Source organism: Streptomyces sp. NPDC058812 (assembly GCF_042744565.1).
GTDB classification, from domain to species: domain Bacteria; phylum Actinomycetota; class Actinomycetes; order Streptomycetales; family Streptomycetaceae; genus Streptomyces; species Streptomyces thinghirensis.
Genome location: NZ_JBHYOB010000001.1, coordinates 155,562 through 178,425 on the forward strand (window position 1 = coordinate 155,562; position 22,864 = coordinate 178,425).

A 22,864-nucleotide genomic window follows, 5' to 3' on the forward strand; every position below is an offset into this window, starting at 1 on the left:
GGGGAGTTGTGGTGGTCGAGAGTCTCGGCAGTATCGGTTCGCTGGTCAGTAGCCCATGGATCTATGCGCTGGTGGCCGTCTCGGTGCTCCTCGACATCTTCCTGCCGGTGCTGCCGAGCGGTGTCCTTGTGATCACGGCGGCCACGGCGGCGGCCGCGGGCTCGGGCGCGGCAGCCGCCGGGCGGGTTCCGAACGACGTCCCCGACATCCTGGTCCTGACGCTGTGCGCGGCGACCGCCTCGGTCCTCGGTGACCTGGCGGTCTACCGCCTCGCGTGGCGCGGCGGGCCTCGCCTGGACCGCGCGATCGCCCGTTCCCGTCGGCTGACCACGGCGCAGGAACGTCTCGGCGGAGCCCTCGCCCGAGGCGGCGGCGCCCTCGTCGTCCTGGCCCGTTTCGCCCCCGCCGGCCGCTCGGTCGTCTCTCTCGTCGCCGGCACCGCTCACCGCCGGATCCGCGAGTTCCTCCCCTGGTCCGCCCTCGCCGGACTGGCCTGGGCCGCCTACAGCGTGGCCCTCGGCTACTTCGGCGGCCAGTGGCTGGGCGCGACCTGGCTGGCGGCGGGGGTATCGCTGGTGGCGCTCTTCGGCGCAGGGGCGGGGGCCGCGTACCTGATGCGCCGCCAGCCCCGGGCGACGGAGGCTTCGTAAAACGCCGGGCCGCCGCACGCCGCACGGCGCGCACGCGGGCGTCGCGGCAACGGCACGCGGGGAGGCGCGCACCGTGCGGAGGCCTCCGGCACGCGAGGCCTCACGGAGCCTCGTACCCGTGCAACGGCACCCGGCACCCGGCACCCGCAGGCTCCGCGGAACCGCAAACCGAGCAAGGGCGTCCGGCACGCGCGGGCCGCGCCGAGCCTCGAACCCGAGCAAGGGCCTCCGGCGCGCGCAGGCCCACCGAGCCTCGAACCCGAGCAACGGCACCCAGCACGCGGCACGCGCGGGCCCGCGTAGTCGCAAACCGCGCGAAGGCCCGGTCACGGCGGCCCCACAGGTGTCACCGTGCCGGTGTCACGAGGCCCGCCGCGCACCCCCCCGTACCTCCAGGCCGGCCAGCAGATCGGCCGTGGCCCCTGCGACGGCCTCCACGGCCTGCTCGAAGACCTCCCGGTTGTGCGCGGCGGGCGCACGGAACCCGGAGACCTTGCGCACGTACTGCAGGGCGGCGGCCCTGATCTCGTCCTCGGTGGCCTCCTCGGCCAGCACGGGCGGACGCAGTGTCTTGATGCTGCGGCACATGACGTCAGTCTCCCCTCACCAGGTCCACCCGCCAGTCGTTCGATCTGATCCAGTGGCCCTTCGGATACTCGAAGTCGGCCTGTCCGAGCAGGGCGAACCCGGCCCCGCGGCAGACCGCGTTGGAGGCGGCGTGGTCGACGCTCGGGAACGCGTGCAGATAGCGGTGCGTCCCGTCGGTACGGGCCGCCTCCCGCACCGCACGGGCCGCCCGCACGGCGAGCCCCCGCCCCTGGAACTCCGGCAGCACCACCCATCCGGTCTCCCAGACCTCCGCGCCCTGCCAGGTCCGCTGCCAGTACCCGATCGAGCCGACGGTCTCACCGCCGTCCGCCAGGGTGACCCGGTACATCCGCCCCGGCCCAGCTCGGCGTACCGCCGATGCCGGGCCGCGAGCTGCTCCTCGGTCTCCGGGCCGCCCAGGTGCGCGGTCATCTCGGGGCTGTTGGTCCTGCGCAGCAGCCACAGATCCGCCTCCGCCCAGGGGACCAGACACACCCGCTCCCCGCCTGCTGCCGCCCGCTCGTCCACGCCATCCATGCTCTTCACGGTAGGGCAGGGGTCTGACAGTCGGCCCGGGCGGCGACGGCCACTCTTTCGCGTGAACCACCGAAGGGAACGCGCGCCTCAAAATCGAACAGGCGTATCATTGGCACGTGGCTACGACCTATGATTTCCCCAGTGACCTCCTCGCCGGTCAGGAGGAACTGCATCAGGTCCGGGCCGAGTTGTCGGCCCTGCTGAAAAGACTTCCCTGGTCCGTCGAACCGCTCGACGGATTCAGCGACAAGAACGGCTGGCGCAAGGTCGAGCGCCCGGCCTCCCCCGGCTGGTCGGCGGACGAGCAGGCCGAGGTGGAGAAGCTCCGGCAGCGCGAGCGCGAACTCGCCGTGTTCGTCAGCACCCATCGCTACTGGTCGGAGATCACCGGCCCCGACCAGGTGAGCGCCCGCTCGGCGCTGAAACGCGCCCACGAGGCCCCGGCCGGGGAGGCCCCGCCTTCATCTCAGTGATCTCGGGGCTGTGGAGTTCATCCGCGGGGAGAGCACCGGCGAGCACACGCGAGAGGCCCCCGGAAGATCTCCGGGGGCCTGCGCACCGACGACAGCGGCGCCGGTCCTGGTGGGCGCGGACGGTTTCGAACCGCCGACATCCTGCTTGTAAGGCAGGCGCTCTACCCCTGAGCTACGCACCCAGGACGAGTCGACAGCCTACATGGCCCGGGGCACTGCCCGGCAAACGTGTTGACGCCGATACCACCTCGGCCGGGGGTTAACCCCACCCCCGATCCGGTAGTGGCCCGGATCCCGGCGCGGGCCCGTGCTCCGTACGGTCGAAGAGCCTCGTCGACAAGGGCCTCTTCCGCTCCGGGAGGGCCGGACGCGGCACCTCGTAGCCGTCCCAGGGGGAGATCGCCATGGCCGCCCGCACCGTTTCCGCTCGCACGTTCGCCGCCGTCGGCGCCGTCGCCGTTCTCGTGGCGGGTCTCGGCGCCTGTGCCTCCGCCTCGGACGACAAGGACCCCGAGCACCGGTCCTTCGCCCTTCAGGGTCGCACGCTCACCGTCGACTCCGACGACTCCGCCCTGGAGATCGTCGCCTCGGACGACCACGCGTCCGGGAAGGTCGAGGTCACCCGGTGGTTCTCCGGATCGGTAGCCGTCGGTTCGGATCCCGAGGTGACCTGGAAGATGGACGCCGACCGGCTGGTACTGCGCATGCACTGCTCCGGCGTGGTCGCCGACTGCGCGGCCAGGCACCGCATCGAGGTGCCGCGGGGCATCGCCGTCAAGGTGAAGGACGGGGACGGCAGCGTACGGGCGCGGGGGTTCCGGGACGCGCTGAACATCCGTACCGGCGACGGGTCCGTGCACGTCACCGACTCCACCGGCCCTCTGGAGCTGCGCACCGGAGACGGGTCCGTACGCGCGGAGGTCTCCTCGCGCCGGGTGAACGCGCACACCAACGACGGCTCGGTCCGTCTCGCACTCGGCACCGTGCCCGACCTGGTGGAGTCCCGCACCGGCGACGGTTCCGTGACGATCACACTGCCCCGGGCCACGTACAAGGTGTCCACCGAAACCGGTGACGGCGGGGTCGACGTGTCCGTGCCGCGGGACGACGCCAGCAGCCATGTGGTGAACGCCCGGACCGGTGACGGCAAAGTCACGGTCCGAACCGCGAACTGACCGGCCCGTGTGTTCGTCCCTTACGGGTGGGAGAATGAACCCGGGCAGGACGGACGACACGGGAGAGGGATGTGACGGCGACACCATCGCAGCCGTACTCGTCGATGGTGGCGCGCGCGCAGCGCCTGCCGCACCGCTCCCGCGGCCGTCGCGCGTCCGGCGCGGGCCGTGACGTGCTCCTCCTCGTGGGCCTACCGCTCCTCGCCGTGCTCGCGCTGCCCGCCGCGTTCGCCGGGGGCGGCACCCGGCGCTGGTTCGGCGGGCGGGCCGAGAACCAGCGGGCGGAGGCGCAGGCCGCGAAGGACGACGCGGCGGCCGCCTTCTACGACCTGGACACCGCTCAACGCGACCTGCGGATCTCGATAGAGACGATCGCGGCCGTCGACGCCTCCCCCGCCGCCCGGCGCGCGGTCACCGACTTCGAGGCGCTCGGCCGGCGGATCGACGAGGTCAGCCACCAGTACATCGGCGCCGTCGACGCCCACGACCTGGACCGGGACGACCTGGAGGCGTCGGCCGCCTCCCGCGCCCGCAGCGAACTGACCGCCGCCAAGAACGAGCTGGGCCGCGTCAGGCAGGAACTGGACCGCTTCGCCGACGGCCTCGGCCCCCTGCTCGGCAAGGCCGAGACCCAGCTGGCCCGGCTGGCGCCCACCGTCGAACGCGCCCGGCAGGCCCTGCTCGCCGCCTCCAACGCCCTGGACGCCGCGCGGGAAGCCGGGCTGAAGGCGGACGACCTCGCCGCCCGGCTCGCCGCCCTCGGTCCGGAGCTGACCCGGCTGAACCAGGGCGCGGGACAGCACGGCGTGCCACAGACCCTCGAGCGGGCCGAACGGGTCACCCGAGAGGCCGAGTCGGTCCGTGCCGAGGCCGAGCGGCTGCCCGAGCACGCCGCCGAGACCGACCACCGGCTGGTCTCCCTGCGTACCCGCGCCCAGGCCCTGACCACCCGCACCGAACAGGTCGAACCGATACTGAGCGAGCTGCGGCGGCGATTCACCGCGGCCTGCTGGCAGGACCTCCAGCAGGTGCCGGACCAGGCCACGGAATCGGTCCGGCAGGCCGAGCGGAAACTGACCGAGGCCCAGACGGCCCGCGACGAACAGCGGTGGCCCGACGCCACCACCCTCCTGTCGACGGTGCGAGCGCTGCTGAATTCCACCGACGAGGCCGTCTCGGCCGCCGGAGACCGGCTGCGGCAGCTGAACGCCGTGCAGAAGGACCCCCAGCAGGAGATCCAGCGCACCCGTTTCGCCATCCGTGACGCCCAGCGCCTGGCCATGGCGGGCCGCAACACCCCCGACCCCCGTCACGCGCGTCCGCTGGACGACGCCGTGGCCCGGCTGGAACGGGCGATCACCACGCTGGAGGGCCGCCACCCCGACTACTGGCACTTCCTCACGGAGACCGAAGCGGTCCGGCAGACGGTGGCCGGCGTGGTCACCCGGATCCGGGAGGAGCGCGGGGCCGGCCACTGACCACCGAGCGACTGCCGGTGATCAGGCTCTGGGCCCGACCGGTTTTTCGCCGTCGCGCCGGGCCGCCGGGCCGGGCCGGTTAACCTGTGCGCATGCCTCGCTACGAGTACCGCTGCCGGAGCTGCGGCGACACCTTCGAAATGAGCCGCCCCATGGCCGAGTCCTCCGCTCCCGCCGCCTGTCCGGCGGGCCACGACGACACGGTGAAGCTGCTGTCGACGGTCGCGGTCGGCGGGTCGGCCTCCGCGTCGGCCCCGGCACCCTCATCGGGTGGCGGAGGCGGCTGCTGCGGCGGAGGCTGCTGCGGCTGACCCACCGGCCCAGGTGGTTGCCCGCGCCGGTGCGACTGCGCCGGCGCTTCGGCCTCGCTCGGCTGCCTCCGGCCCCTTCATCCCCGCTCAGCTCCCCAGATAGCGCAGCACCGCCAGCACTCTGCGCGAATAGCCCTCACCCCCGGTCAGCTCCAGCTTGTCGAAGATCGCGTTGATGTGCTTCTCCACCGCGCTCTGGGAGATGTGCAGCCGCCGCGCGATCGCCGCGTTGGTGTGGCCCTGCGCCATCTCGGCCAGCACGTCCCGCTCGCGCGCGGTGAGCCGGGCGAGCAGGTCGGTGTGTGTCGTGCGGCCGAGCAGCTGACGGACGACCTCCGGATCGAAGGCCGCGCGCCCGGCGGCCACCCGCTCCAGCGCGTCCAGGAACTCGTCGACCTGGACCACCCGGTCCTTGAGCAGATAACCCACTCCTTCCGTCTCACCGGTCAGCAACTCCGTCGCGTACCGCTTCTCGACGTACTGCGAGAGCACCAGCACCCCGACTTCCGGCCAGCGCTCGCGTATCTCCAGGGCCGCGCGCAGGCCCTCGTCCGTGTGTGTGGGCGGCATCCGGACATCGGCGACGACCACGTCCGGCGGGTCCTCCGCGACCGCCTTCAGCAGCAGCTCGGCATTGCCGACGGCTCCGAGCACCTCGTGCCCCTCCTCCGCCAGCAGCCGCACCAGCCCCTCCCGCAGCAGGGTCGAGTCCTCGGCGAGGATCACCCGCATGGCAGCTCCGCGGCCACGAGGGTGGGCCCGCCCGGCGGACTGACCACACTGAGGCTGCCGTCGAGAGCCGCGACTCGCCGGGCGAGCCCGAACAGTCCGCTGCCGGCGGCGTTCGCCCCGCCGCAGCCGTCGTCCTGGACGCTCACGAACATCCGTTCCTCCTTCGCTCTGACGGCGACGCTTATCCGGGTCGGCGCCGCGTGTTTGACCGCGTTCGTGACCGCCTCGCAGACGACGAAGTACGCGACGGTCGCCACGGCCTGCTCGGGCTCCTCGGCCAGGTCGTACTCCACCCCCACCGGCACGGACGCCCGCTCGGCGACCGTCTCCAGTGCCGCGCGCAGCCCCGCCTCGTCCAACGTGGTCGGATAGATCCGCCAGGCCACCTCACGGAGCTCGTCCAGGGCGCGACGGCTCTCGTCGTGTGCCTGGCCCAGCAGCCGGTCCCGACGATCGGCGTCCTGACTGCGCCGGGCCCGGCCGAGCAGCATGCCGAGGGCGACGAGACGCTGCTGAACGCCGTCGTGCAGGTCCCGCTCGATGCGGCGGCGTTCGTCGTTCACCGCGTCGACGACGGCGGCGCGGCTGGCGGACAGCTCGGCGATCCGCCGCTCCAGCTCCTCCTGGTGGCGGGGGCCGAGGAAGTGACGCGCCAGCTGCCCTTCCAGTCCGACCACGCCGAATATTCCCTGCACGGCGAGGAACACGAGGAAGAAGCCTCCGAGACTGCCGAGGACGAACGAACCGGGGTTGCGTATGCCGTCCAGCAGGAGCCAGCCGTATATCCCGAAGGTGCCGTACCCGAGGCCGATGGCGGCGGTCAGCATCACCACCCCACCCAGGACGCCCAGGGCCCAGTGGCAGGCCACGTACCGCAGCGCCCGCACGTCCTCGTACGCGGGCGTGACACGGAGGTCCAGCCACATCGCCAGCCTGCCCCGTTCCAACTCCGCCAGTCTCCGCGCGCCCGCGAGGACCGGGCGCAGTACGGCACGTCGCCCGGCCGGCCAGGCCGCCACCGGCAGCAGGGCCGCGCCGGCCAGCAGGGCGAAGAGCAGCTCGACGGCGGCCGCGGCGGTCCCCATGATGAGGCCCACCCCGCACCGCACTACGCGTCGCGCCATGTCTCGCATGATCGCGAGGCTAGCCGGGCGCGGCAGCGGCGCACACTGCGGAAAACCGCAATTCCCGCCTGCGGTACACCGCAGTCGATCCTGCGGTCTTCCTCAGTCTCCCTTCAGCTGCGATTTTCTAGCGTGGTCGTCATGACAGCCATCGCAGCGCAGACGGCCGCGGACAGCGGTGCGGCACCGCAGTGGATCAACGACCTCATGGACACGCTCGGCGCACCGGGCGCCGGCCTCGCCATCGCTATGGAGAACCTCTTCCCTCCCCTGCCGAGCGAGGTGATCCTGCCGCTCGCCGGGTTCGCGGCGAGTTCCGGCCGGATGAGCCTGATCGCCGTCCTGCTGTGCACGACGGCGGGTTCGGTGATCGGCGCCCTCGCGCTGTACGGGGTCGGCGCGCTGCTCGGCCGGGACCGCACGGTGGCGATAGCGGGGAGGCTGCCGCTGGTGAAGGTGTCCGACATAGAGAAGACGGAGGCCTGGTTCCTGAAGCACGGGACCAAGGCGGTGTTCTTCGGCCGGATGATCCCGATCTTCCGCAGTCTGATCTCCGTACCGGCGGGTGTGGAGCGGATGCGGCTGCCCGTCTTCCTCGCGCTGACCACGCTGGGCAGCGCCATCTGGAACACCGTGTTCGTCCTCGCGGGCTACGCGCTGGGGGACAACTGGTCCGAGGTCTCGGGCATCGCCTCCACGTACTCGAAGGTGATCCTCGCGATCGCCGCCCTGGCACTGCTGGTCTTCATCGGAATGCGTCTGATGCGGCCGGGGGGCGGCCAGCGCAGGCGCGGCCGGGGCCGCGACCGCGGACAGGACATACGGCCGCCGGCCGATGGCGACGACCGCCCCGACACCCGGGGCGGGGCCGGTGCCGGGGGCGCGGACGGAGGGGTCAGCGAGCCGGGCTCACCGCGCGCAGGAACTCCCGAAGGATCCGCTCACCGGCCAGCACGCCGCGCTCGGGCAAGGCGCTGATCGCCGGAGCCGTCCAGTCGGAGTCGGCCAGTTCCCCGTGGCCGGGGCGCCATCCCCGGTCGGCGGCGAGCAGCAGGTCGGCGTCGAGGAGGGAGTCGCCGGCGGCGAGGGTGAGATCGGCGCCCGTGCGGCGGGCGACCTCGTACACGGCGGCGCTCTTGGTGAGCGGCTTGGGGACCGCGTAGATCTTGCGGCCCTGGAGTGACACGGTCCAGCCGCGGTTCTCGGCCCACACGGCGAGTTCCTTCACCCAGTCCTCGGGCAGCAGTTCGCGCTCGACGACGAGGTAGGCGAAGAGGTCCTCGGCGACCCGGTGCTTGCGCACCCACAGCGGGTCGGCGGTGTTCATCAGGTGATCGCGGACCTCGGCCAGCGAGGCGCATTCGTCGGCCAGCCGTGCGGTCACCCGCGCGTGCCAGTCGGGGTCGGAGACGCCGTCCACGAGCAGGTGACCGCCGTTGGCGCAGATCGCGTACTTCGACGGAGGGCCGGGGAGGTTGATGCGCTGGTACTGCTTGCGGGTCCGGGTCGTGGTCGGCACGAAGACCGCCGAGTCACCGAGGTCGGTCAGCAGCCCGGCCGCCGTCTCGGTCATGTAGGAGAGGGGTTTGCTCTCGTAGACCTCGACGCACAGCAGCCGGGGTGCCCGCAGATCGGGCATGGTCAGTCCGAGTGCGGCGGCCGAGTAGATGAGCGTGCGGTCGAGGTCGCTGGCGACGAGAACCGGCATCAGAGCGCCACCGCCTTGCCGTCGGCGCCGGTCGCGCCCCGCGTGTATTTGGGGTGGATCAGTCCGACACAGGTGTAGGGGAGGTCGTCGACCTCCTCGACGGGTACGCCCCGCTGTTCGGCCAGCAGGCGTACATGGTCGAGATCGGCCCCGGCGCCTGCCCGGGCCAAGACCTTCCACGGCACGCGGCGCAGCATCACGCGAGTGGTCTCGCCGACGCCGGGCTTGACGAGGTTCACGTCGTGGATGCCGTACTCCTCGCTGATGCGCTCGACGGCGGCCCAGCCCTCCCAGGTGGGAGTGCGGTCGGCGGAGAGTAGCTCCTTGGCCTGGGCGTCGACCGTGTCGGTGACGTCCGGGAAGCGGGCGGAGACGGCGTCGAGGAAGTCCGGCGACAGATCGGCGCCGGCGAGTTCGCGGTAGAACTTCGCGCCGTGGAAGTCGTGCGGACCGACCAGGTCGGCACGGAGCACGGTACGGGATATCAGGCCGGAGACGGTGGAGTTGAGGCAGGCGGAAGGGATGAGGAAGTCGTCGCGGGTGCCGTAGGTGCGTACACAGGAACCGGGGTCGGCGAGCACGGCGATCTCCGGGTCGAAGCCGGTGACGCCGTCGGAGACCTCGAAGTCGCTCAGGGCGGCGGCGAGTTCGCGAGTGATGGCGCCCTTGCCGGTCCAGCCGTCGACGAAGACGACGTCGGCGGGGTCGTGACGGTCGGCCAGCCAGCGCAGCGCGTTGGCGTCGATGCCGCGGCCGCGGACGATCGACACGGCGTAGTGAGGGAGGTCGAGACCATGACGGAACTGCGCCCAGCGGCGCATGAGAACACCGACGGGTGTGCCCGCGCGGGCGAGGGAGACCAGGACGGGGCGGGGCGACCGCTCGGCGAGCACGATCTCGGTGACGGCGCCGACCGCGCGGGCCAGCCGGGTCGCGGACGTCTCCAGCGCCGCGTGGAACAGCTCCTGGTACTGCTCGCTGGGCTGGTACTCCACGGGGAGCGACTCCGCGTAGTGCGCGCCGCCGCTCTGGATCGCCTCCTCGCGCTCCTCGGTCGGTGCTTCCAGCGTCACGTCCGAGAGGTCCTGGAGCAGCCAGCCGACCTCGTCGGGCGCGTACGAGGAGAAGTCGGGGCCGCGCAGGGGCTCGGGCAGCATGGAGGGCCTTTCGGAGGCGTGCGGGGCGTGCGGGTCCCCTGGGACATACGACGGGACGACCGCCAGCAGGACGTGCGGGACATGGGCGGCGAGCCGGGCCAGCAGTCCGTCGGGCGCGTGCAGCGCGGGGGTGTCGGCGGCCGAGTCGACGACCGCGACGACGGCGTCGAAGCCGGCGCCCGCGACGTTGTAGGCGTAGCGCTCGCCGGGGCCGTCGGCCGGGTCGTCGTGTGCGGGGAAGACCAGGCGGGTGCGTATCGCGTAGCCGGGGTCGTCGACCGCGAGGACGGGAGAGCGCGTGGTGGTGGAGTACCGCACGTCGGCGTCGGTGGTCTGCTCCAGCGTGTGGGCAAGGCGCAGCGGGGCGTACATCAGCTCCTCGAAGCCCAGGACGAGCACGCGGCGGGCGCCGGTGGGCAGCGCCTCGGCGATCCGCTCGGCCATGCCGGGCAGGGCGATCTCCAGCCTGCGGCGCTGGGCGGCCGTGAACCCGTGCCGTCCACCGTCGGGAAGCCCGCCGGGCCAGCGCAGGTCGACGCGCGCGACGGAACCGGACGGGCGGGCCGGGCTGGGCTCGGCGGCGGAGCCGGACGGGTGGGCCGGGCCCGGCTCGGCGGTTCGCGTCTCGTACCGGGCGACCAGGTCCTGTCCCTTCTCCAGTACGCCCTCCGGCAGCCGGACCGTGCCCGAGGCGGCCGTCACCAGGTCCACGCGGGCGCCGATGTCCCGGGCGAATTCCTCCAGCCGGCCGGCGTCGGCGGGCGAGCGCATGTCGACGAGGGCCACCACGACGTACCGCTTGCGGGGATAGCGCTCGTGCAGAGCGCGGACGGTGTTGAGCACCGTGTTGCCGGTGGAGAACTCGTCGTCGACGAGGACCAGCGGCCCGTCGCCGGCCAGCAGCGCCGGGTCCTCGGGCAGCAGGAGGTGGGAGGTCGCGTGCGAGTGGGACTCCTCGAAGCCGCCCGCCCTGGCGACGCCGGTGACCGGACGGCGGGTGGAGTGCAGGTACGGCGCGGGGCCCAGGCCGTCGGCGACCGAGTGGCCGAGGCCGGTGGCGGTCTCCGCGTAGCCGAGGACGACCGCGCGCTCGGCCGCTTCGGCACCGAGCAGTTCGCGGACGCGCCTGCCGAGGGCGACGCCGTGGCCGTACACCACGGAGGGCGACTGCGGGACGTGCTTGCCGAGCACGTTCGAGACGAGCAGGTGCGCCCGCTTGGGGTTGCGGCGCAGGGCGAGTCCCAGCAGGCCGGTGAGTGTGTCGTCACCGGCGAGCTCGACGCCGAGCCGCTCGGCGACCCAGGTGCCGGACCAGACTCCGGCGCGCCCCTCGGCGCGCGCCCTCTCGGTCATGTACTCGTGCCTCCCGTTGTCCACCGCGGCATGGGCCTTTGCGTCGGTCATGGATTCCTTGCGTTCGGTCGGACCGGGCGTTCAGTCGGACAGGCCGGCGGCGAGGAGTTCCACGAAGCCGATGTCCTCGTTCGCCACCCCGAAGACCTCGGCACGCAGCAGCGTGCGCTCGGCCCAGGCGCGGTGGGGTTTCACCTCGTTCATCTTGTTCGTGTAGGCGGACCTCAGTACACCCCCGCCGCCGCGTTCCGGCCGCAGGATGTCCTGGGCGTCACTGAACTCCTCGTGGCTGACCACGGACAGCGCGTGCACGGGCAGCACGTGGGAGGGGTGGATGCAGGTCTTGCCCAGCAGACCGTTGGCGCGGTCCAGGGAGATCTCCCGCAGCAGGCCGTCCATCGCGTGTGCGATCAGCTTCTGGCGCAGTTCGACGGCCTGCACCTCCAGGAAGGGGCTCTGCCGCAGTTGCGGTTTGAACATCCTCTCCTGGACGCGGAAGTACTCCCATACCGGCCCGGTCACCGTGAACCCGGTGCCGTCGGCCCGGGCGAGCATGTTCACCACGTCGGAGATCACGGAAGCGACGATCTGGACGTCGTACGCCGTCATGTCGGGGCCCCTGCGCAGCCCGTACGAGGAGCAGAAGTCGGTGACGCCGAGCCGCAGGGCGAGCACGCGGTCGCGGTACTTGTCGACCGCGCGGAAGATGCCCTCCAGCGTCTGCACGCGGGACTCCCGGTACAGCAGGTCCGGCGACTCCAGCACAGGCATGGCGAAGAGCCTGTGGCCGGCGGCCGCCTCGGTGGCGGAGAGCGCCTCCAGGAAGGGCATGCCGCGTTCCTCGGTGAACTTCGGCAGCACGAAGCCGGACAGCAGCCGCACGGCGGGGCCGAGGCGCCGTACGAGGTCGGGTATCTGCTCGGGTGTGCGGACCCGGACGAAGAGCAGGGGGACGTCGTCGACGGGACGGGACGCCAGGTCCATGAGCTGGCGGACGAGGTTGGCCTCGCCTACCGGCACGTCGGCGTCGTCGATCGAGTCCTCCAGGCACAGCACCATCGACACCACACCGCTCTCGCCCTGCTTGAGGATGTCGTCGGCGAGTCTGGGGCGGGTGGCAGGGCTGTAGAGCGTGGCGCCCAGAGCCGCGGACAGCAGCCGGGCCGGGGAGTCCGGCGTGAAGGCGCAGGGCTCCTGGTGGAAGAGACGCTTCCGCACATCAGGGGCAATCTGTCCGAAATGACGCATTAAAACTCCCCCGCGGTGTCTGGGCGACCTGTGAACTGTCCAAAGGTGGCCGGTAATAGTACGTACGTATCCATGTCGGAGTTTCCCACCGGGCATGAATTCCAGGTAACCCGGCCGTGTCGACGGCGGCGACCCGAGGTGAGCGGACACGACCCGAGTACCCGCCCCCGCGTTGTCGTGACCAGGACCGAGAGGGCAGGATGACGGCATGACGCACGCGATGCTGAAGGGGTCGAACGTCCCGCTGCAAGCCACCACGGTACGCGCCGTGCTGCGCTGGACACCCGGGCAGGGGGGCCCCGACATCGACGCCTCCGCTCTGCTGCTGGGGCCCGACGACCGCGTGCGTTCCGACGAGGACTTCGTCTTCTACAACCAGCCCCGGCATCCTTCGGGTCAGGTCTGGCGGCTCGGCAAGAAGCGGGTCGACGAGGGTCTGACCGACACGATCCAGACAGATCTCTCCGGGGTCGAGCCGTCCGTGGGGCGCATCCTGCTGGTCGCTTCGGCGGACGGCGTCGCCTTCGACCGGGTCCGGTCGCTGCGCATCCTGCTGCACGACGCCGCGGCCGCCGACGCGGAGCCGCTGGCCTACTTCGACGTCAAGCCGGAGACGGGCCAGGAGACGGCGCTGATCTGCGGCGAACTGTACCGGCGCGGGGAGGGCTGGAAGTTCCGGGCGCTGGGCGAGGGCTACTCGAACGGGCTCAAGGGCCTGGCGACCGACTTCGGCATCTCGGTGGACGAGTCGGAGGGAGCGGACGACCCCGTGTCGGCCCCTCGGCCGGAACCCGTCCCGCTCACACCCGCCCAGTCCACGCCCGGCCCGCCGGCGGTCGACCCCGACCAGCCGACGACCGTCCAGCCCCTCCCGGAGGTCTCGCGACCGCTGCCCCCGGAGCAGCCCGCCGGAGTGCCGGCACAGCCCGCGTACGGCTATCCGCAGCAGCCGCCGACGACACAGCCGGCCTACGGCTACCCGCAGCCGGCCGGACGGCCCGGGTACGGATATCCGCAGGCGCCCGCCGCGGCGGGCGTCACAGGTGCGCAGCCCGGCTACGGCTATCCGCCGCCGGTCACCGGGGCACCCGACCCTGACTTCCGGCTGCCGCCGCAGGGACCGCAGTTCGTCGGGCGGTAGGCGCCTGGGCGGGACGGGCGGAGCCTCATCAGCCGTACGGGCGGAGCCTCAGCGCTCCGCCTTGCTCTTGTGCCCCCGGCCCCATTGCAGGCCCCACCCGTACAGCCGGTCCAGCTCCCCCTGGAAGCCGTACACGAACTTCACCTCGCGACGGACGAAGATCTCGCCCTTGATGTTCTCGATCATCACCACGGCACAGGACCGGGCCTGCGGATGGCGCTCGTCGAGGCCTATCTCGATGCGGGGTCCGTTGCTCGGGTAGAGCGTGACGATGGCGTGCGTCCGGTCGAAGGCCGGGGTCTGGTCGTAGATGTAGGCGAAGAGCAGGAGGCGCTTTATGGCGTCCTTGTGGTCGAGGTTGACGTAGATCGTCTCGCCGGAGGCCGAGCCGAACCGGTCGTCGCCGCTGAGCTTGACGTACGGCGGACCGTTGACGTCGCCGAGGAAGCCGCCCAGCGGCTGGACGACCCCCCGGGTGCCGTCCTGGAGCTCGTAGAGGCAGCCCAGGTCGAGGTCGACGTTGACCATGCTCTGGCTGTGGCCGACGACCTCGGGGGGCTTGAGCGCCTTGAAGGGGTGACGCAGCAGGCTCTCGCGTTGCGTGCCCATGATGTCCGAGGTCCGCATCCGCCAGGAGAGGTTGATGCGGAGGTTGCCGGTCGCCGCGCCCTGTTTGGTCAGGGAGACCTGGCTGTGCCGTTTGGTCAGCTGGATGGAGTTGGTCGCCGCGCTGCCCGAGTCGAACTCGGCCTCGCGACCGCGCCACAGACCGTCCAAGAAGCCCATTCCCGCCCCCACCTTCGCTCGAACCACCGACCGCGGACCGCCGACGGGGCGGCCCCGAGGAGTCGTCCTCGTCGGCCGCCCCGCACAGAGCGTTCCTCGCCCGGGCCGTGTTCACACCGAAGGAGCAGGCGCACCGGGAGCGAACCCGGCCCGGGTACAGAAGGGTTTCACACCCCGGAGGAGACCTCCGCCTTCTCCTTGCCGCCGTCTCCCCCGGCCTCGGCGAGCCGCTTGTTGCGGCGCACGGAGGACCAGAAGGAGGCGCCGATCAGGACCACGCCGATCATGCCGGTGATGAACTCGTTGATCTCGTACTGGATGGTCACCAGGAGGACGACGGCGAGGGCGCCGATGGCGTAGTGGGCGCCGTGCTCCAGGTAGACGTAGTCGTCGAGGGTGCCCTCGCGGACCAGGTAGACGGTCAGCGACCGGACGTACATGGCGCCGATGCCGAGGCCGAGGGCCATCAGGACGATGTCGTTGGTGATGGCGAAGGCGCCGATGACGCCGTCGAAGGAGAAGGACGCGTCCAGGACCTCCAGGTAGAGGAACATGAAGAACGCGGCCTTACCGGCCAGCTTGACGGCCGACTTGGGCTTGCCGGCACGCTCGGCCTGCTCCTCGGCCTCGTGCTCCCGCTCCTCCTCCTCTTCGAGCTTGTCCTCGAAGAAGCCGGACAGGCCACCGACGACCAGGTAGGTGATCAGGCCGGCGATACCGGAGAGCAGGACCGTCTCCGCCTTGTCGGCGTGCGTGCCGCCGTGCTGGTGGGCGTGGGCGCCGAAGGTGATCGCGGAAACGAGCAGCACGATCAGGGCGATGCAGGCCGACAGCATGTCGACCTTGCCGAGCTTGGACAGCGGGCGCTCCAGCCAGCCCAGCCACTTGATGTCCCGGTCCTCGAAGATGAAGTCGAGGAAGATCATCAGGAGGAACATGCCACCGAAGGCGGCGATCGACGGATGGGCGTCCGTCACCAGCTCCTGGTAGCGGTCCTGGTCGGTGAGGGCGAGGTCGACGGCCTCGATGGGTCCGAGCGACGCGCTGACCGCGACGATGACGACCGGGAAGACCAGGCGCATGCCGAAGACGGCGATCAGGATGCCGATGGTGAGGAAGATCTTCTGCCAGAAGGCATTCATCTTCTTCAGGATCCCGGCGTTGACCACCGCGTTGTCGAAGGACAGCGAGATCTCCAGGACGGAAAGGATCGCCACGATACCGAAGGCGGCCCACCCCCCGTAGAAGATCGCGGCCACCAGGCCGAGCGCGGTGACCGCGAACGACCACCCGAAGGTTTTCAGAACCACTGGCTACCCAATCGTGTGTGTACGGGGCTCCCCCGCGCCGTACGCGGCTTTACGAAACGTTGACTCCGAAGTCTAGAGCGATGCCCCGGAGCCCCGACGCGTACCCCTGCCCCACCGCCCGGAACTTCCATTCGCCCTGGTAACGGTAGAGTTCACCGAAGATCATCGCGGTCTCCGTGGAGGCGTCCTCGCTCAGGTCGTAGCGGGCGAGCTCCTGGCCGTCGGCCTGGTTGACGACCCGGATGAAGGCGTTGCTGACCTGGCCGAAGGTCTGGCCGCGCTCGTCGGCCATGTGGATCGAGACCGGGAAGACGATCTTGTCGCACTGCGCCGGCACCGCGGAGAGGTCGACCAGCACCGACTCGTCGTCGCCGTCACCCTCGCCGGTGAGGTTGTCACCGGTGTGCTCGACCGACCCGTCCGGGCTCTTGAGCTGGTTGTAGAAGACGAACCACTCGTCGCCGAGCACCCGGCCGCTGCTGCACACCAGTGCGCTGGCGTCCAGGTCGAAGGGTGCTCCGGTGGTGGAACGCGCGTCCCAGCCCAGTCCGACCAGTACCTGTGTGAGGTTCGGTGCGGCCTTGGACAGGGAGACGTTGCCTCCCTTGGCAAGCGTGACGCCCATGGTGATCCCTCCCCGGGTGATGGTTCTCGGGTTTCCTGCGCGTCCGGCGCCGCACGTAAACCGTGCGGCGCCGGACGGTCGAGGCGGTGGCCTCGGACGTATCGGTGACTCAGACGTTCACGCCGAAGTCCTGCGCGATGCCGCGCAGGCCGGAGGCGTAGCCCTGGCCGATGGCGCGGAACTTCCACTCCGCACCGTGCCGGTACAGCTCGCCGAAGACCATGGCGGTCTCCGTGGACGCGTCCTCGCTCAGGTCGTACCGGGCGATCTCGGCGCCGCCGGCCTGGTTGACGACGCGGATGAACGCGTTGCGCACCTGGCCGAAGGACTGCTGGCGGTTCTCGGCGTCGTAGATCGAGACCGGGAAGGTGATCTTCTCGACGTCGGCGGGGACGGTGGCGAGGTCGATCTTGATCTGCTCGTCGTCGCCCTCGCCCTCGCCGGTGAGGTTGTCACCGGTGTGCTCGACGGATCCGTCCGGGCTCTTCAGGTTGTTGAAGAAGATGAAGTGCGCGTCGCTGGCGACCTTGCCGCCGCTGTTCAGCAGCAGCGCGCTGGCGTCGAGGTCGAAGTCGGTACCGGTCGTGGTGCGGATGTCCCACCCCAGACCGACGATGACCGCGGTCAGGCCGGGGGCCTCCTTGGTCAGCGATACGTTGCCGCCCTTGCTGAGGCTGACTCCCACGAGTCCTCCATTGGTGTCCATGGGGCGGGGAGCCCCGTAGTGCGTGGATATCGGATCAACGATTCGATCCTAGTGACGGGTTCCCGCCCCTCGCAGGCCCTGGAACCGACGAATCGCACAGTGTCGATCACGTCTCGATCACAGGGTGTCGAGCGCCTTCACGTACTCGGTCAGGTCACGGGCGTCCGGCAGACCGTTGACGACGGTCCAGCGGACGACACCCTCCTGGTCGATGATGAAGGTGCCCCGGACGGCGCAGCCCTTGTCCTCGTCGAAGACGCCGTACGCGCGCGAGACGTTGCCGTGCGGCCAGAAGTCGGACAGCAGCGGGTACTCCAGACCCTCCTGCTCGGCGAACACGCGCAGGGTGTGGATGGAGTCGTTGGATACGGCGAGCACCTGGGTGTCACGGTCGGAGAACTGCGGCAGGTTGTCGCGCACCTCGCACAGCTCGCCGGTGCACACGCCGGTGAAGGCGAACGGGTAGAAGAGCAGCACGACGTTCTTCCGCCCGCGGAAGTCGGACAGCCGGACGGTCGCGCCGTGGTTGTCCTTGAGTTCGAAGTCGGGGGCCTTGTCGCCGACCTGGAGCGCCATGTCCTGTTCGTCCCTTCGTAGGGTGGTTCGCTGGAACCACCCTACGCAGGGATCATCGCGGGTCCGCGGACGGGCCGACGGCGGTCGGCCCGTACGGGGTCCGGGTGTGGTGCGGAGCCTGGGCGGCTACCGCTTGGACTTGGCGGCCTTGGGCGTAGCCAGCCGGCTGCCGCTCCAGTCCTTTCCGACGCTGACGCTCTTGGACGCCGTCAGTCCGGCCGTCGTCGCGGCTTCCGAAATGTCGCTGGCCTCGACGTACCCCGAACGGCCGGTCTTCGGCGTGAGGAGCAGGATCGCCCCGCCCTCTTCGATGTACGTGGTGGCATCCACCAGCGCATCCGTCAGGTCGCCGTCGTCGTCACGGAACCACAGCACGACGGCATCGGCCACGTCCTCGTAGTCCTCGTCCACCAGCTCGCCCTCGACGGCGCCCTCAATGGCCTCGCGGAGCTCCTGGTCGACGTCGTCGTCGTAGCCGATCTCCTGGACCACCTGCCCGGGCTGGAACCCCAGCCTGACGGCAGGGTTCGTCCGCTCCTCCGCGTGGTCCGCGGTCGCGCTCACGGGTTGCCTCCTGATCATGTCTTGGTGAATATCTCAGCCACGCGCGTGCGCGAAGCATTGGCCGTAGTCCACACGGGCGGGACGGATCGCGCAAGTACCCGGCGACTGGGACCGCCGAAACGGTGACGATCCCGGCCGTGTCGCCGCAACTCCAGCCATGCCGTCCAGACCAAAGGTGACGTACACCACACCTATCTGCCCCGTTTGCGTATTTGGGAACCATGTGTGGGTACGAGACTCGAATGAACGTGCCCCCGATCCCCATGGGGGAACCGGTTACCCCACGGTACAGATGACGTTTGCCCCCGCGAGGTACACGATGGGGAATCGGCGGGGAATCGGCGTGGACACCCGGCAATGTGGCCCTCTGACAGCGAAGGAACAGCGTGGCTTCCGCATCCGATCGCAGTGATCGCAATCCGATCATCATTGGCGGCCTTCCGAGTCAGGTCCCTGACTTCGATCCCGAGGAGACCCAGGAGTGGCTCGACTCCCTCGACGCCGCCGTCGACGAGCGCGGCCGGGAACGGGCGCGCTATCTGATGCTGCGGCTGATCGAGCGGGCCCGCGAGAAGCGCGTGGCCGTGCCCGAGATGCGCAGCACGGACTACGTCAACACCATCCCGACCAAGAGCGAGCCCTTCTTCCCCGGCAACGAGGAGATCGAGCGCAAGATCCTCAACGCCACCCGCTGGAACGCCGCGGTGATGGTCTCGCGCGCGCAGCGGCCGGGTATCGGCGTCGGCGGCCACATCGCCACCTTCGCCTCCTCGGCGTCCCTGTACGACGTGGGCTTCAACCACTTCTTCCGGGGCAAGGACGAGGGCGACGGCGGTGACCAGGTCTTCTTCCAGGGACACGCCTCGCCGGGCATCTACGCGCGCGCGTACCTGCTGGACCGGCTCAGCGAGCAGCACCTGGACGGCTTCCGGCAGGAGAAGTCCGCGGCGCCCAACGCCCTCTCGTCGTACCCGCACCCGCGGTCGATGCCGGACTTCTGGGAGTTCCCGACGGTCTCCATGGGCCTCGGCCCGATCGGCGCGATCTACCAGGCGCGGATGAACCGCTACATGCACGCGCGCGGGATCGCGGACACGTCGAAGTCCCACGTGTGGGCCTACCTCGGCGACGGCGAGATGGACGAGCCGGAGTCGCTGGGCCAGCTGTCCATCGCCGCCCGCGAGGGCCTGGACAACCTGACCTTCGTCGTCAACTGCAACCTCCAGCGCCTCGACGGCCCGGTGCGCGGCAACGGGAAGATCATCCAGGAGCTGGAGTCGGTCTTCCGGGGCGCCGGCTGGAACGTCATCAAGCTGGTGTGGGACCGCACCTGGGACCCGCTGCTCGCCCAGGACCGGGACGGTGTGCTGGTCAACCGGATGAACACCACGCCGGACGGGCAGTTCCAGACGTACGCCACCGAGTCCGGCGCCTACATCCGCGACCACTTCTTCGGCGACGACCACCGGCTGCGCGCGATGGTCGAGAACATGACCGACGACCAGATCCTGCACCTGGGGCGCGGCGGTCACGACCACCGGAAGATCTACGCGGCGTACAAGGCGGCCCTGGAGCACAAGGGCCAGCCGACGGTCATCCTGGCCAAGACGATCAAGGGCTGGACGCTGGGCCCGAACTTCGAGGGCCGCAACGCCACGCACCAGATGAAGAAGCTGACGGTCGACGACCTCAAGCGCTTCCGCGACCGGCTGCACCTGCCCATCTCCGACAAGGAGCTGGAGTCCGGCCCGCCGCCGTACTACCACCCCGGTCGGGACACGGAGGAGATGCAGTACATGCACGACCGCCGCCTGGGTCTCGGCGGCTACGTGCCGACCCGCGTCGTACGGTCGAAGCCGCTCCCGCTGCCCGATGACAAGACGTACGCGACCGTGAAGAAGGGGTCGGGGCAGCAGTCCATCGCGACGACGATGGCCTTTGTGCGGCTGCTCAAGGACCTCATGCGGGACAAGGAGATCGGCAAACGGTTCGTACTGATCGCGCCGGACGAGTACCGGACGTTCGGCATGGACTCGTTCTTCCCGAGTGCGAAGATCTACAACCCGCTCGGGCAGCAGTACGAGTCCGTGGACCGGGACCTGCTGCTCGCCTACAAGGAGGCGCCGACCGGGCAGATGCTGCACGACGGCATCTCGGAGGCCGGCTGCACGGCCTCGCTGATCGCGGCCGGGTCGGCGTACGCCACGCACGGCGAGCCGCTCATCCCGGTCTACGTCTTCTACTCGATGTTCGGTTTCCAGCGCACCGGCGACCAGTTCTGGCAGATGGGCGACCAGTTGTCGCGCGGTTTCGTACTGGGCGCGACCGCGGGCCGTACGACTCTGACCGGTGAGGGCCTCCAGCACGCGGACGGCCACTCGCAGTTGCTGGCCTCGACGAACCCGGCGTGCGTCGCGTACGACCCGGCCTTCGGCTTCGAGATCGCGCACATCGTCAAGGACGGTCTGCGCCGGATGTACGGCGGGGACGAGCAGCACCCGCACGGCGAGGACGTCTTCTACTACCTCACCGTCTACAACGAGCCGATCCGGCACCCCGCCGAGCCTGCGAACGTGGACGTCGAGGGCATCCTCAAGGGCATCCACCGCTTCAGCGAGGGCACGGACGGTTCGATCCCGGCACAGATCATGGCGTCCGGGGTCGCGGTGCCGTGGGCGGTGGAGGCGCAGCGGATCCTCGCCGAGGAGTGGAACGTGCGCGCCGACGTCTGGTCGGCGACCTCCTGGAACGAGCTGCGGCGCGAGGCGGTGGCGTGCGAGGAGCACAATCTGCTGCATCCCGAGGAGGAGCAGCAGGTGCCGTACGTGACGCGGAAGCTGGCCGGTGCGCAGGGGCCGTTCGTGGCCGTGTCCGACTGGATGCGGTCGGTTCCGGACCAGATCGCGCGATGGGTGCCGGGGACGTACCAGTCACTGGGCGCGGACGGGTTCGGTTTCGCGGACACGCGCGGTGCGGCACGGCGCTTCTTCCACATCGACGCGCAGTCGATCGTGGTGGGGGTGCTGAGCGAGCTGGCGCGGGAGGGGAAGGTGGACCGGTCGGTGCTGAAGCAGGCGATCGACCGGTATCGGCTGCTCGATGTGGCGGCGGCGGATCCGGGGGTCGCGGGCGGTGACGCGTAGCACGTCGGCGGTGTGCGGGGAGGCGGCGGGCTTCGGAGTCCGCCGCCTCCCGGCCGTCCGGGTGGGGGGACCTACGATGCGGTCATGAGCACCGACGCGGACACAGGACGGCAAACGGCGCAGGAACGCTGGGAGCGGCACACCCAGCGGCCTCTGCTGGCGCTGGCCGTGCTGTTCGCCGTCGCCTACGCGACACCGATCGTCGACGGCTCGGCGGGCCCGGCCGTGACGCGGGCGTGCCTGGTCACCGAGTGGGTGGTGTGGGGGGCGTTCACGTTCGACTACCTGGTGCGGCTGCGCCTCGCCCCGGACCGCATGAGGTTCGTCCGCACCCACTGGCTGGACCTCTGCGCGGTGGTTCTGCCGCTGCTGCAGCCGCTCAGACTGCTGCGACTTGTCTCGACGCTGCTCCTGGTCGGACGGCGGGCGCGGATGGCCTCGCAGATCCGGCTGACGACCTACGTCGCCGGCTCGGTGGTCGGGCTGCTGATCTTCGGGTCGCTGGCCGTGCTGTCGGTGGAGCGGACCGCGCCGAACGGGAACATCCGGACCCTGGGTGACGCCATGTGGTGGTCCTTCACGACGATGACGACCGTGGGGTACGGGGATCTCGCGCCGACCACCGCGATGGGGCGGGTCCTGGCCGTCGGCCTGATGCTTTCCGGGATCGCGCTGCTCGGTGTGGTGACCGCGAACATCGCGGCCTGGTTCATCGCCAGGTTCGAGCGGGACGATGTGGAGGGGCGGCGGCGGACGGAGGCCATTCACGCGCTGACGGAGGAGGTCCGGGCGCTGCGGACGGAGGTGGCCGAGTTGCGAAGGTCCGGCGGCGCGGTGCCGGACTCGTCCCGGGACGACGCCGTGTCCGGCGGCCGCGCCGACGGGACACCCCCGAGCCACCGGCCTCGGGAGCCGCTGGCCGTGCCTGGTCAGAACATGCCGTAGCCCGGCGACGCCGCCCCGGCGAGCCAGACGACCGCCACAAGCGTGTCGATGATGCCCAGGACCAGGGCGACCACGGCCGGTACCGGGCGGGAACCCGCCCGGCTTCGGCCCATGGCGAGCCAGCCGCAGGCGATCGCGACGGGGCCGAGGACGATCCCCAGCACGAAGAACCCGGCGACCGCGCAGATGACTCCGACGACCGCGAGCGTCGCGCGATCCGGCCCGGTCCGTGACCACGTCCGGCCACGTGAGCGGGGGTGCCCGCGCGTTCCCTGTCCGAAGCTCGCCATCGTCAACTCCCTGAACTCCTCGTAGAGTTCGGGTACCCCGGCGCGGCGCCTTATGCCTGCCGCGAACGCGCTGCCTGCGCGCTGCCCCCCTCCAGCAGCGCGCCGCAGCTTCTCGCCTCCGTGCCCTGCGGAGGACTTGACCCACTGTGACCTGTGGGCTCCGTCGGAGGGGAGGGTTCTCCGGCCCTGTCACCCGGATAGGCGAACAGGGCCGGAGATGGGCCGGAGACGGGCCGGAGACGGA

The 22,864-nt window shown here is 70.6% G+C and carries 22 protein-coding genes, 1 tRNA gene and 1 pseudogene; 9 read left to right on the plus strand and 15 right to left on the minus strand.

Annotated elements, in window-relative coordinates:
• Window positions 1-11 precede the first annotated feature (11 nt).
• Window positions 12-650 (plus strand): DedA family protein, encoded by a 639-nt coding sequence (locus ACFW48_RS00775; protein ID WP_386309095.1) that lies wholly within the window; start codon window positions 12-14, stop codon window positions 648-650.
• A gap of 360 nt (window positions 651-1,010) precedes the next feature.
• On the opposite strand, the gene ACFW48_RS00780 is transcribed toward ACFW48_RS00775, so the two are convergent.
• Together ACFW48_RS00780 and ACFW48_RS00785 are read right to left on the minus strand one after the other, a co-directional pair.
• Window positions 1,011-1,238 carry a DUF2277 domain-containing protein gene (locus ACFW48_RS00780; RefSeq protein WP_386309098.1) on the minus strand — a complete coding sequence of 76 codons (228 nt, stop codon included), beginning with the start codon at window positions 1,236-1,238 and terminating at the stop codon, window positions 1,011-1,013.
• Window positions 1,239-1,242: 4 nt separating this feature from the next.
• A pseudogene (locus tag ACFW48_RS00785) lies at window positions 1,243-1,775 on the minus strand (GNAT family N-acetyltransferase).
• A gap of 116 nt (window positions 1,776-1,891) precedes the next feature.
• Here ACFW48_RS00785 and ACFW48_RS00790 point away from each other — a divergent pair.
• Window positions 1,892-2,248, plus strand: coding sequence for a hypothetical protein (locus ACFW48_RS00790; protein ID WP_386309099.1), 357 nt, complete (start codon window positions 1,892-1,894; stop codon window positions 2,246-2,248).
• A gap of 107 nt (window positions 2,249-2,355) precedes the next feature.
• Here ACFW48_RS00790 and ACFW48_RS00795 read toward each other — a convergent pair.
• Window positions 2,356-2,430, minus strand: a tRNA-Val gene (locus ACFW48_RS00795).
• Window positions 2,431-2,652: 222 nt separating this feature from the next.
• On the opposite strand from ACFW48_RS00795, the gene ACFW48_RS00800 reads away from it, so the two are divergent.
• The 3 genes from ACFW48_RS00800 (at window position 2,653) to ACFW48_RS00810 (ending at window position 5,212) form a co-directional block, all read left to right on the plus strand.
• Window positions 2,653-3,423 carry a DUF4097 family beta strand repeat-containing protein gene (locus ACFW48_RS00800; protein ID WP_386309101.1) on the plus strand — a complete coding sequence of 257 codons (771 nt, stop codon included), beginning with the start codon at window positions 2,653-2,655 and terminating at the stop codon, window positions 3,421-3,423.
• Window positions 3,424-3,494: 71 nt separating this feature from the next.
• Complete coding sequence (locus ACFW48_RS00805; protein WP_386309102.1) at window positions 3,495-4,901, plus strand: hypothetical protein; 1,407 nt, start codon at window positions 3,495-3,497, stop codon at window positions 4,899-4,901.
• Window positions 4,902-4,993: 92 nt separating this feature from the next.
• Window positions 4,994-5,212, plus strand: coding sequence for a zinc ribbon domain-containing protein (locus tag ACFW48_RS00810; RefSeq protein WP_386309103.1), 219 nt, complete (start codon window positions 4,994-4,996; stop codon window positions 5,210-5,212).
• Window positions 5,213-5,299: 87 nt separating this feature from the next.
• Here the strand turns inward: ACFW48_RS00810 and ACFW48_RS00815 are convergent, their stop codons facing one another.
• Together ACFW48_RS00815 and ACFW48_RS00820 are read right to left on the minus strand one after the other, a co-directional pair.
• Window positions 5,300-5,944: a response regulator transcription factor gene (locus tag ACFW48_RS00815; protein ID WP_193776226.1), complete on the minus strand. Its 645-nt coding sequence runs from the start codon at window positions 5,942-5,944 to the stop codon at window positions 5,300-5,302.
• Complete coding sequence (locus tag ACFW48_RS00820) at window positions 5,935-7,077, minus strand: histidine kinase (RefSeq protein WP_386309106.1); 1,143 nt, start codon at window positions 7,075-7,077, stop codon at window positions 5,935-5,937. The genes ACFW48_RS00815 and ACFW48_RS00820 overlap by 10 nt, the downstream gene beginning before the upstream one ends.
• A 132-nt stretch (window positions 7,078-7,209) precedes the next feature.
• Here ACFW48_RS00820 and ACFW48_RS00825 point away from each other — a divergent pair, with 132 nt between their 5' ends.
• Window positions 7,210-8,046: a DedA family protein gene (locus ACFW48_RS00825; RefSeq protein ID WP_386309108.1), complete on the plus strand. Its 837-nt coding sequence runs from the start codon at window positions 7,210-7,212 to the stop codon at window positions 8,044-8,046.
• Here ACFW48_RS00825 and ACFW48_RS00830 read toward each other — a convergent pair.
• The 3 genes from ACFW48_RS00830 to ACFW48_RS00840 all read right to left on the minus strand — a co-directional run bounded on the left by ACFW48_RS00830 (window position 7,964) and on the right by ACFW48_RS00840 (window position 12,534).
• Window positions 7,964-8,776: an HAD family hydrolase gene (locus ACFW48_RS00830; RefSeq protein WP_386309110.1), complete on the minus strand. Its 813-nt coding sequence runs from the start codon at window positions 8,774-8,776 to the stop codon at window positions 7,964-7,966. The genes ACFW48_RS00825 and ACFW48_RS00830 overlap by 83 nt on opposite strands.
• The gene (locus ACFW48_RS00835) at window positions 8,776-11,286 is read right to left on the minus strand and encodes a phosphoribosyltransferase (protein ID WP_386310222.1); all 2,511 of its coding nucleotides are present in this window, start codon (window positions 11,284-11,286) and stop codon (window positions 8,776-8,778) included. The genes ACFW48_RS00830 and ACFW48_RS00835 overlap by 1 nt, the downstream gene beginning before the upstream one ends.
• Window positions 11,287-11,367: 81 nt before the next feature.
• A complete protein-coding gene (locus tag ACFW48_RS00840; protein ID WP_386309112.1) occupies window positions 11,368-12,534 on the minus strand; it encodes an HpcH/HpaI aldolase/citrate lyase family protein in 1,167 nt (388 codons plus the stop codon).
• Window positions 12,535-12,742: 208 nt separating this feature from the next.
• Here ACFW48_RS00840 and ACFW48_RS00845 point away from each other — a divergent pair, with 208 nt between their 5' ends.
• Window positions 12,743-13,675 carry a TerD family protein gene (locus tag ACFW48_RS00845; protein WP_386309114.1) on the plus strand — a complete coding sequence of 311 codons (933 nt, stop codon included), beginning with the start codon at window positions 12,743-12,745 and terminating at the stop codon, window positions 13,673-13,675.
• Window positions 13,676-13,723: 48 nt separating this feature from the next.
• On the opposite strand, the gene ACFW48_RS00850 is transcribed toward ACFW48_RS00845, so the two are convergent.
• From ACFW48_RS00850 to ACFW48_RS00875, 6 genes are all read right to left on the minus strand, one after another.
• Window positions 13,724-14,461, minus strand: coding sequence for a Tellurium resistance (locus ACFW48_RS00850; RefSeq protein WP_386309117.1), 738 nt, complete (start codon window positions 14,459-14,461; stop codon window positions 13,724-13,726).
• 167 nt (window positions 14,462-14,628) lie between these two features.
• A complete protein-coding gene (locus tag ACFW48_RS00855) occupies window positions 14,629-15,771 on the minus strand; it encodes a DUF475 domain-containing protein (RefSeq protein WP_386309119.1) in 1,143 nt (380 codons plus the stop codon).
• A 49-nt stretch (window positions 15,772-15,820) separates the two neighbouring features.
• Window positions 15,821-16,396: a TerD family protein gene (locus tag ACFW48_RS00860; protein ID WP_386309121.1), complete on the minus strand. Its 576-nt coding sequence runs from the start codon at window positions 16,394-16,396 to the stop codon at window positions 15,821-15,823.
• Between the two features lie 109 nt (window positions 16,397-16,505).
• Window positions 16,506-17,081: a calcium homeostasis/redox stress adaptation protein gene (locus ACFW48_RS00865; protein ID WP_053130137.1), complete on the minus strand. Its 576-nt coding sequence runs from the start codon at window positions 17,079-17,081 to the stop codon at window positions 16,506-16,508.
• A 138-nt stretch (window positions 17,082-17,219) separates the two neighbouring features.
• Complete coding sequence (locus ACFW48_RS00870; protein ID WP_121746765.1) at window positions 17,220-17,678, minus strand: peroxiredoxin; 459 nt, start codon at window positions 17,676-17,678, stop codon at window positions 17,220-17,222.
• Between the two features lie 126 nt (window positions 17,679-17,804).
• Window positions 17,805-18,242, minus strand: a complete 438-nt coding sequence (locus ACFW48_RS00875) for a DUF3052 domain-containing protein (protein WP_055416717.1) — start codon at window positions 18,240-18,242, stop codon at window positions 17,805-17,807.
• Between the two features lie 386 nt (window positions 18,243-18,628).
• Here ACFW48_RS00875 and aceE point away from each other — a divergent pair, with 386 nt between their 5' ends.
• Both aceE and ACFW48_RS00885 read left to right on the plus strand, forming a co-directional pair.
• Window positions 18,629-21,385, plus strand: coding sequence for a pyruvate dehydrogenase (acetyl-transferring), homodimeric type (gene aceE / locus ACFW48_RS00880; protein WP_386309124.1), 2,757 nt, complete (start codon window positions 18,629-18,631; stop codon window positions 21,383-21,385).
• Window positions 21,386-21,469: 84 nt separating this feature from the next.
• Window positions 21,470-22,330 (plus strand): potassium channel family protein, encoded by an 861-nt coding sequence (locus ACFW48_RS00885; RefSeq protein WP_386309126.1) that lies wholly within the window; start codon window positions 21,470-21,472, stop codon window positions 22,328-22,330.
• Here ACFW48_RS00885 and ACFW48_RS00890 read toward each other — a convergent pair.
• On the minus strand, window positions 22,315-22,620 hold the full coding sequence (locus tag ACFW48_RS00890; RefSeq protein ID WP_386309128.1) for a small hydrophobic protein: 306 nt from the start codon (window positions 22,618-22,620) through the stop codon (window positions 22,315-22,317). The two genes, ACFW48_RS00885 and ACFW48_RS00890, sit on opposite strands and share 16 nt — an antisense overlap.
• Window positions 22,621-22,864: the final 244 nt, after the last annotated feature.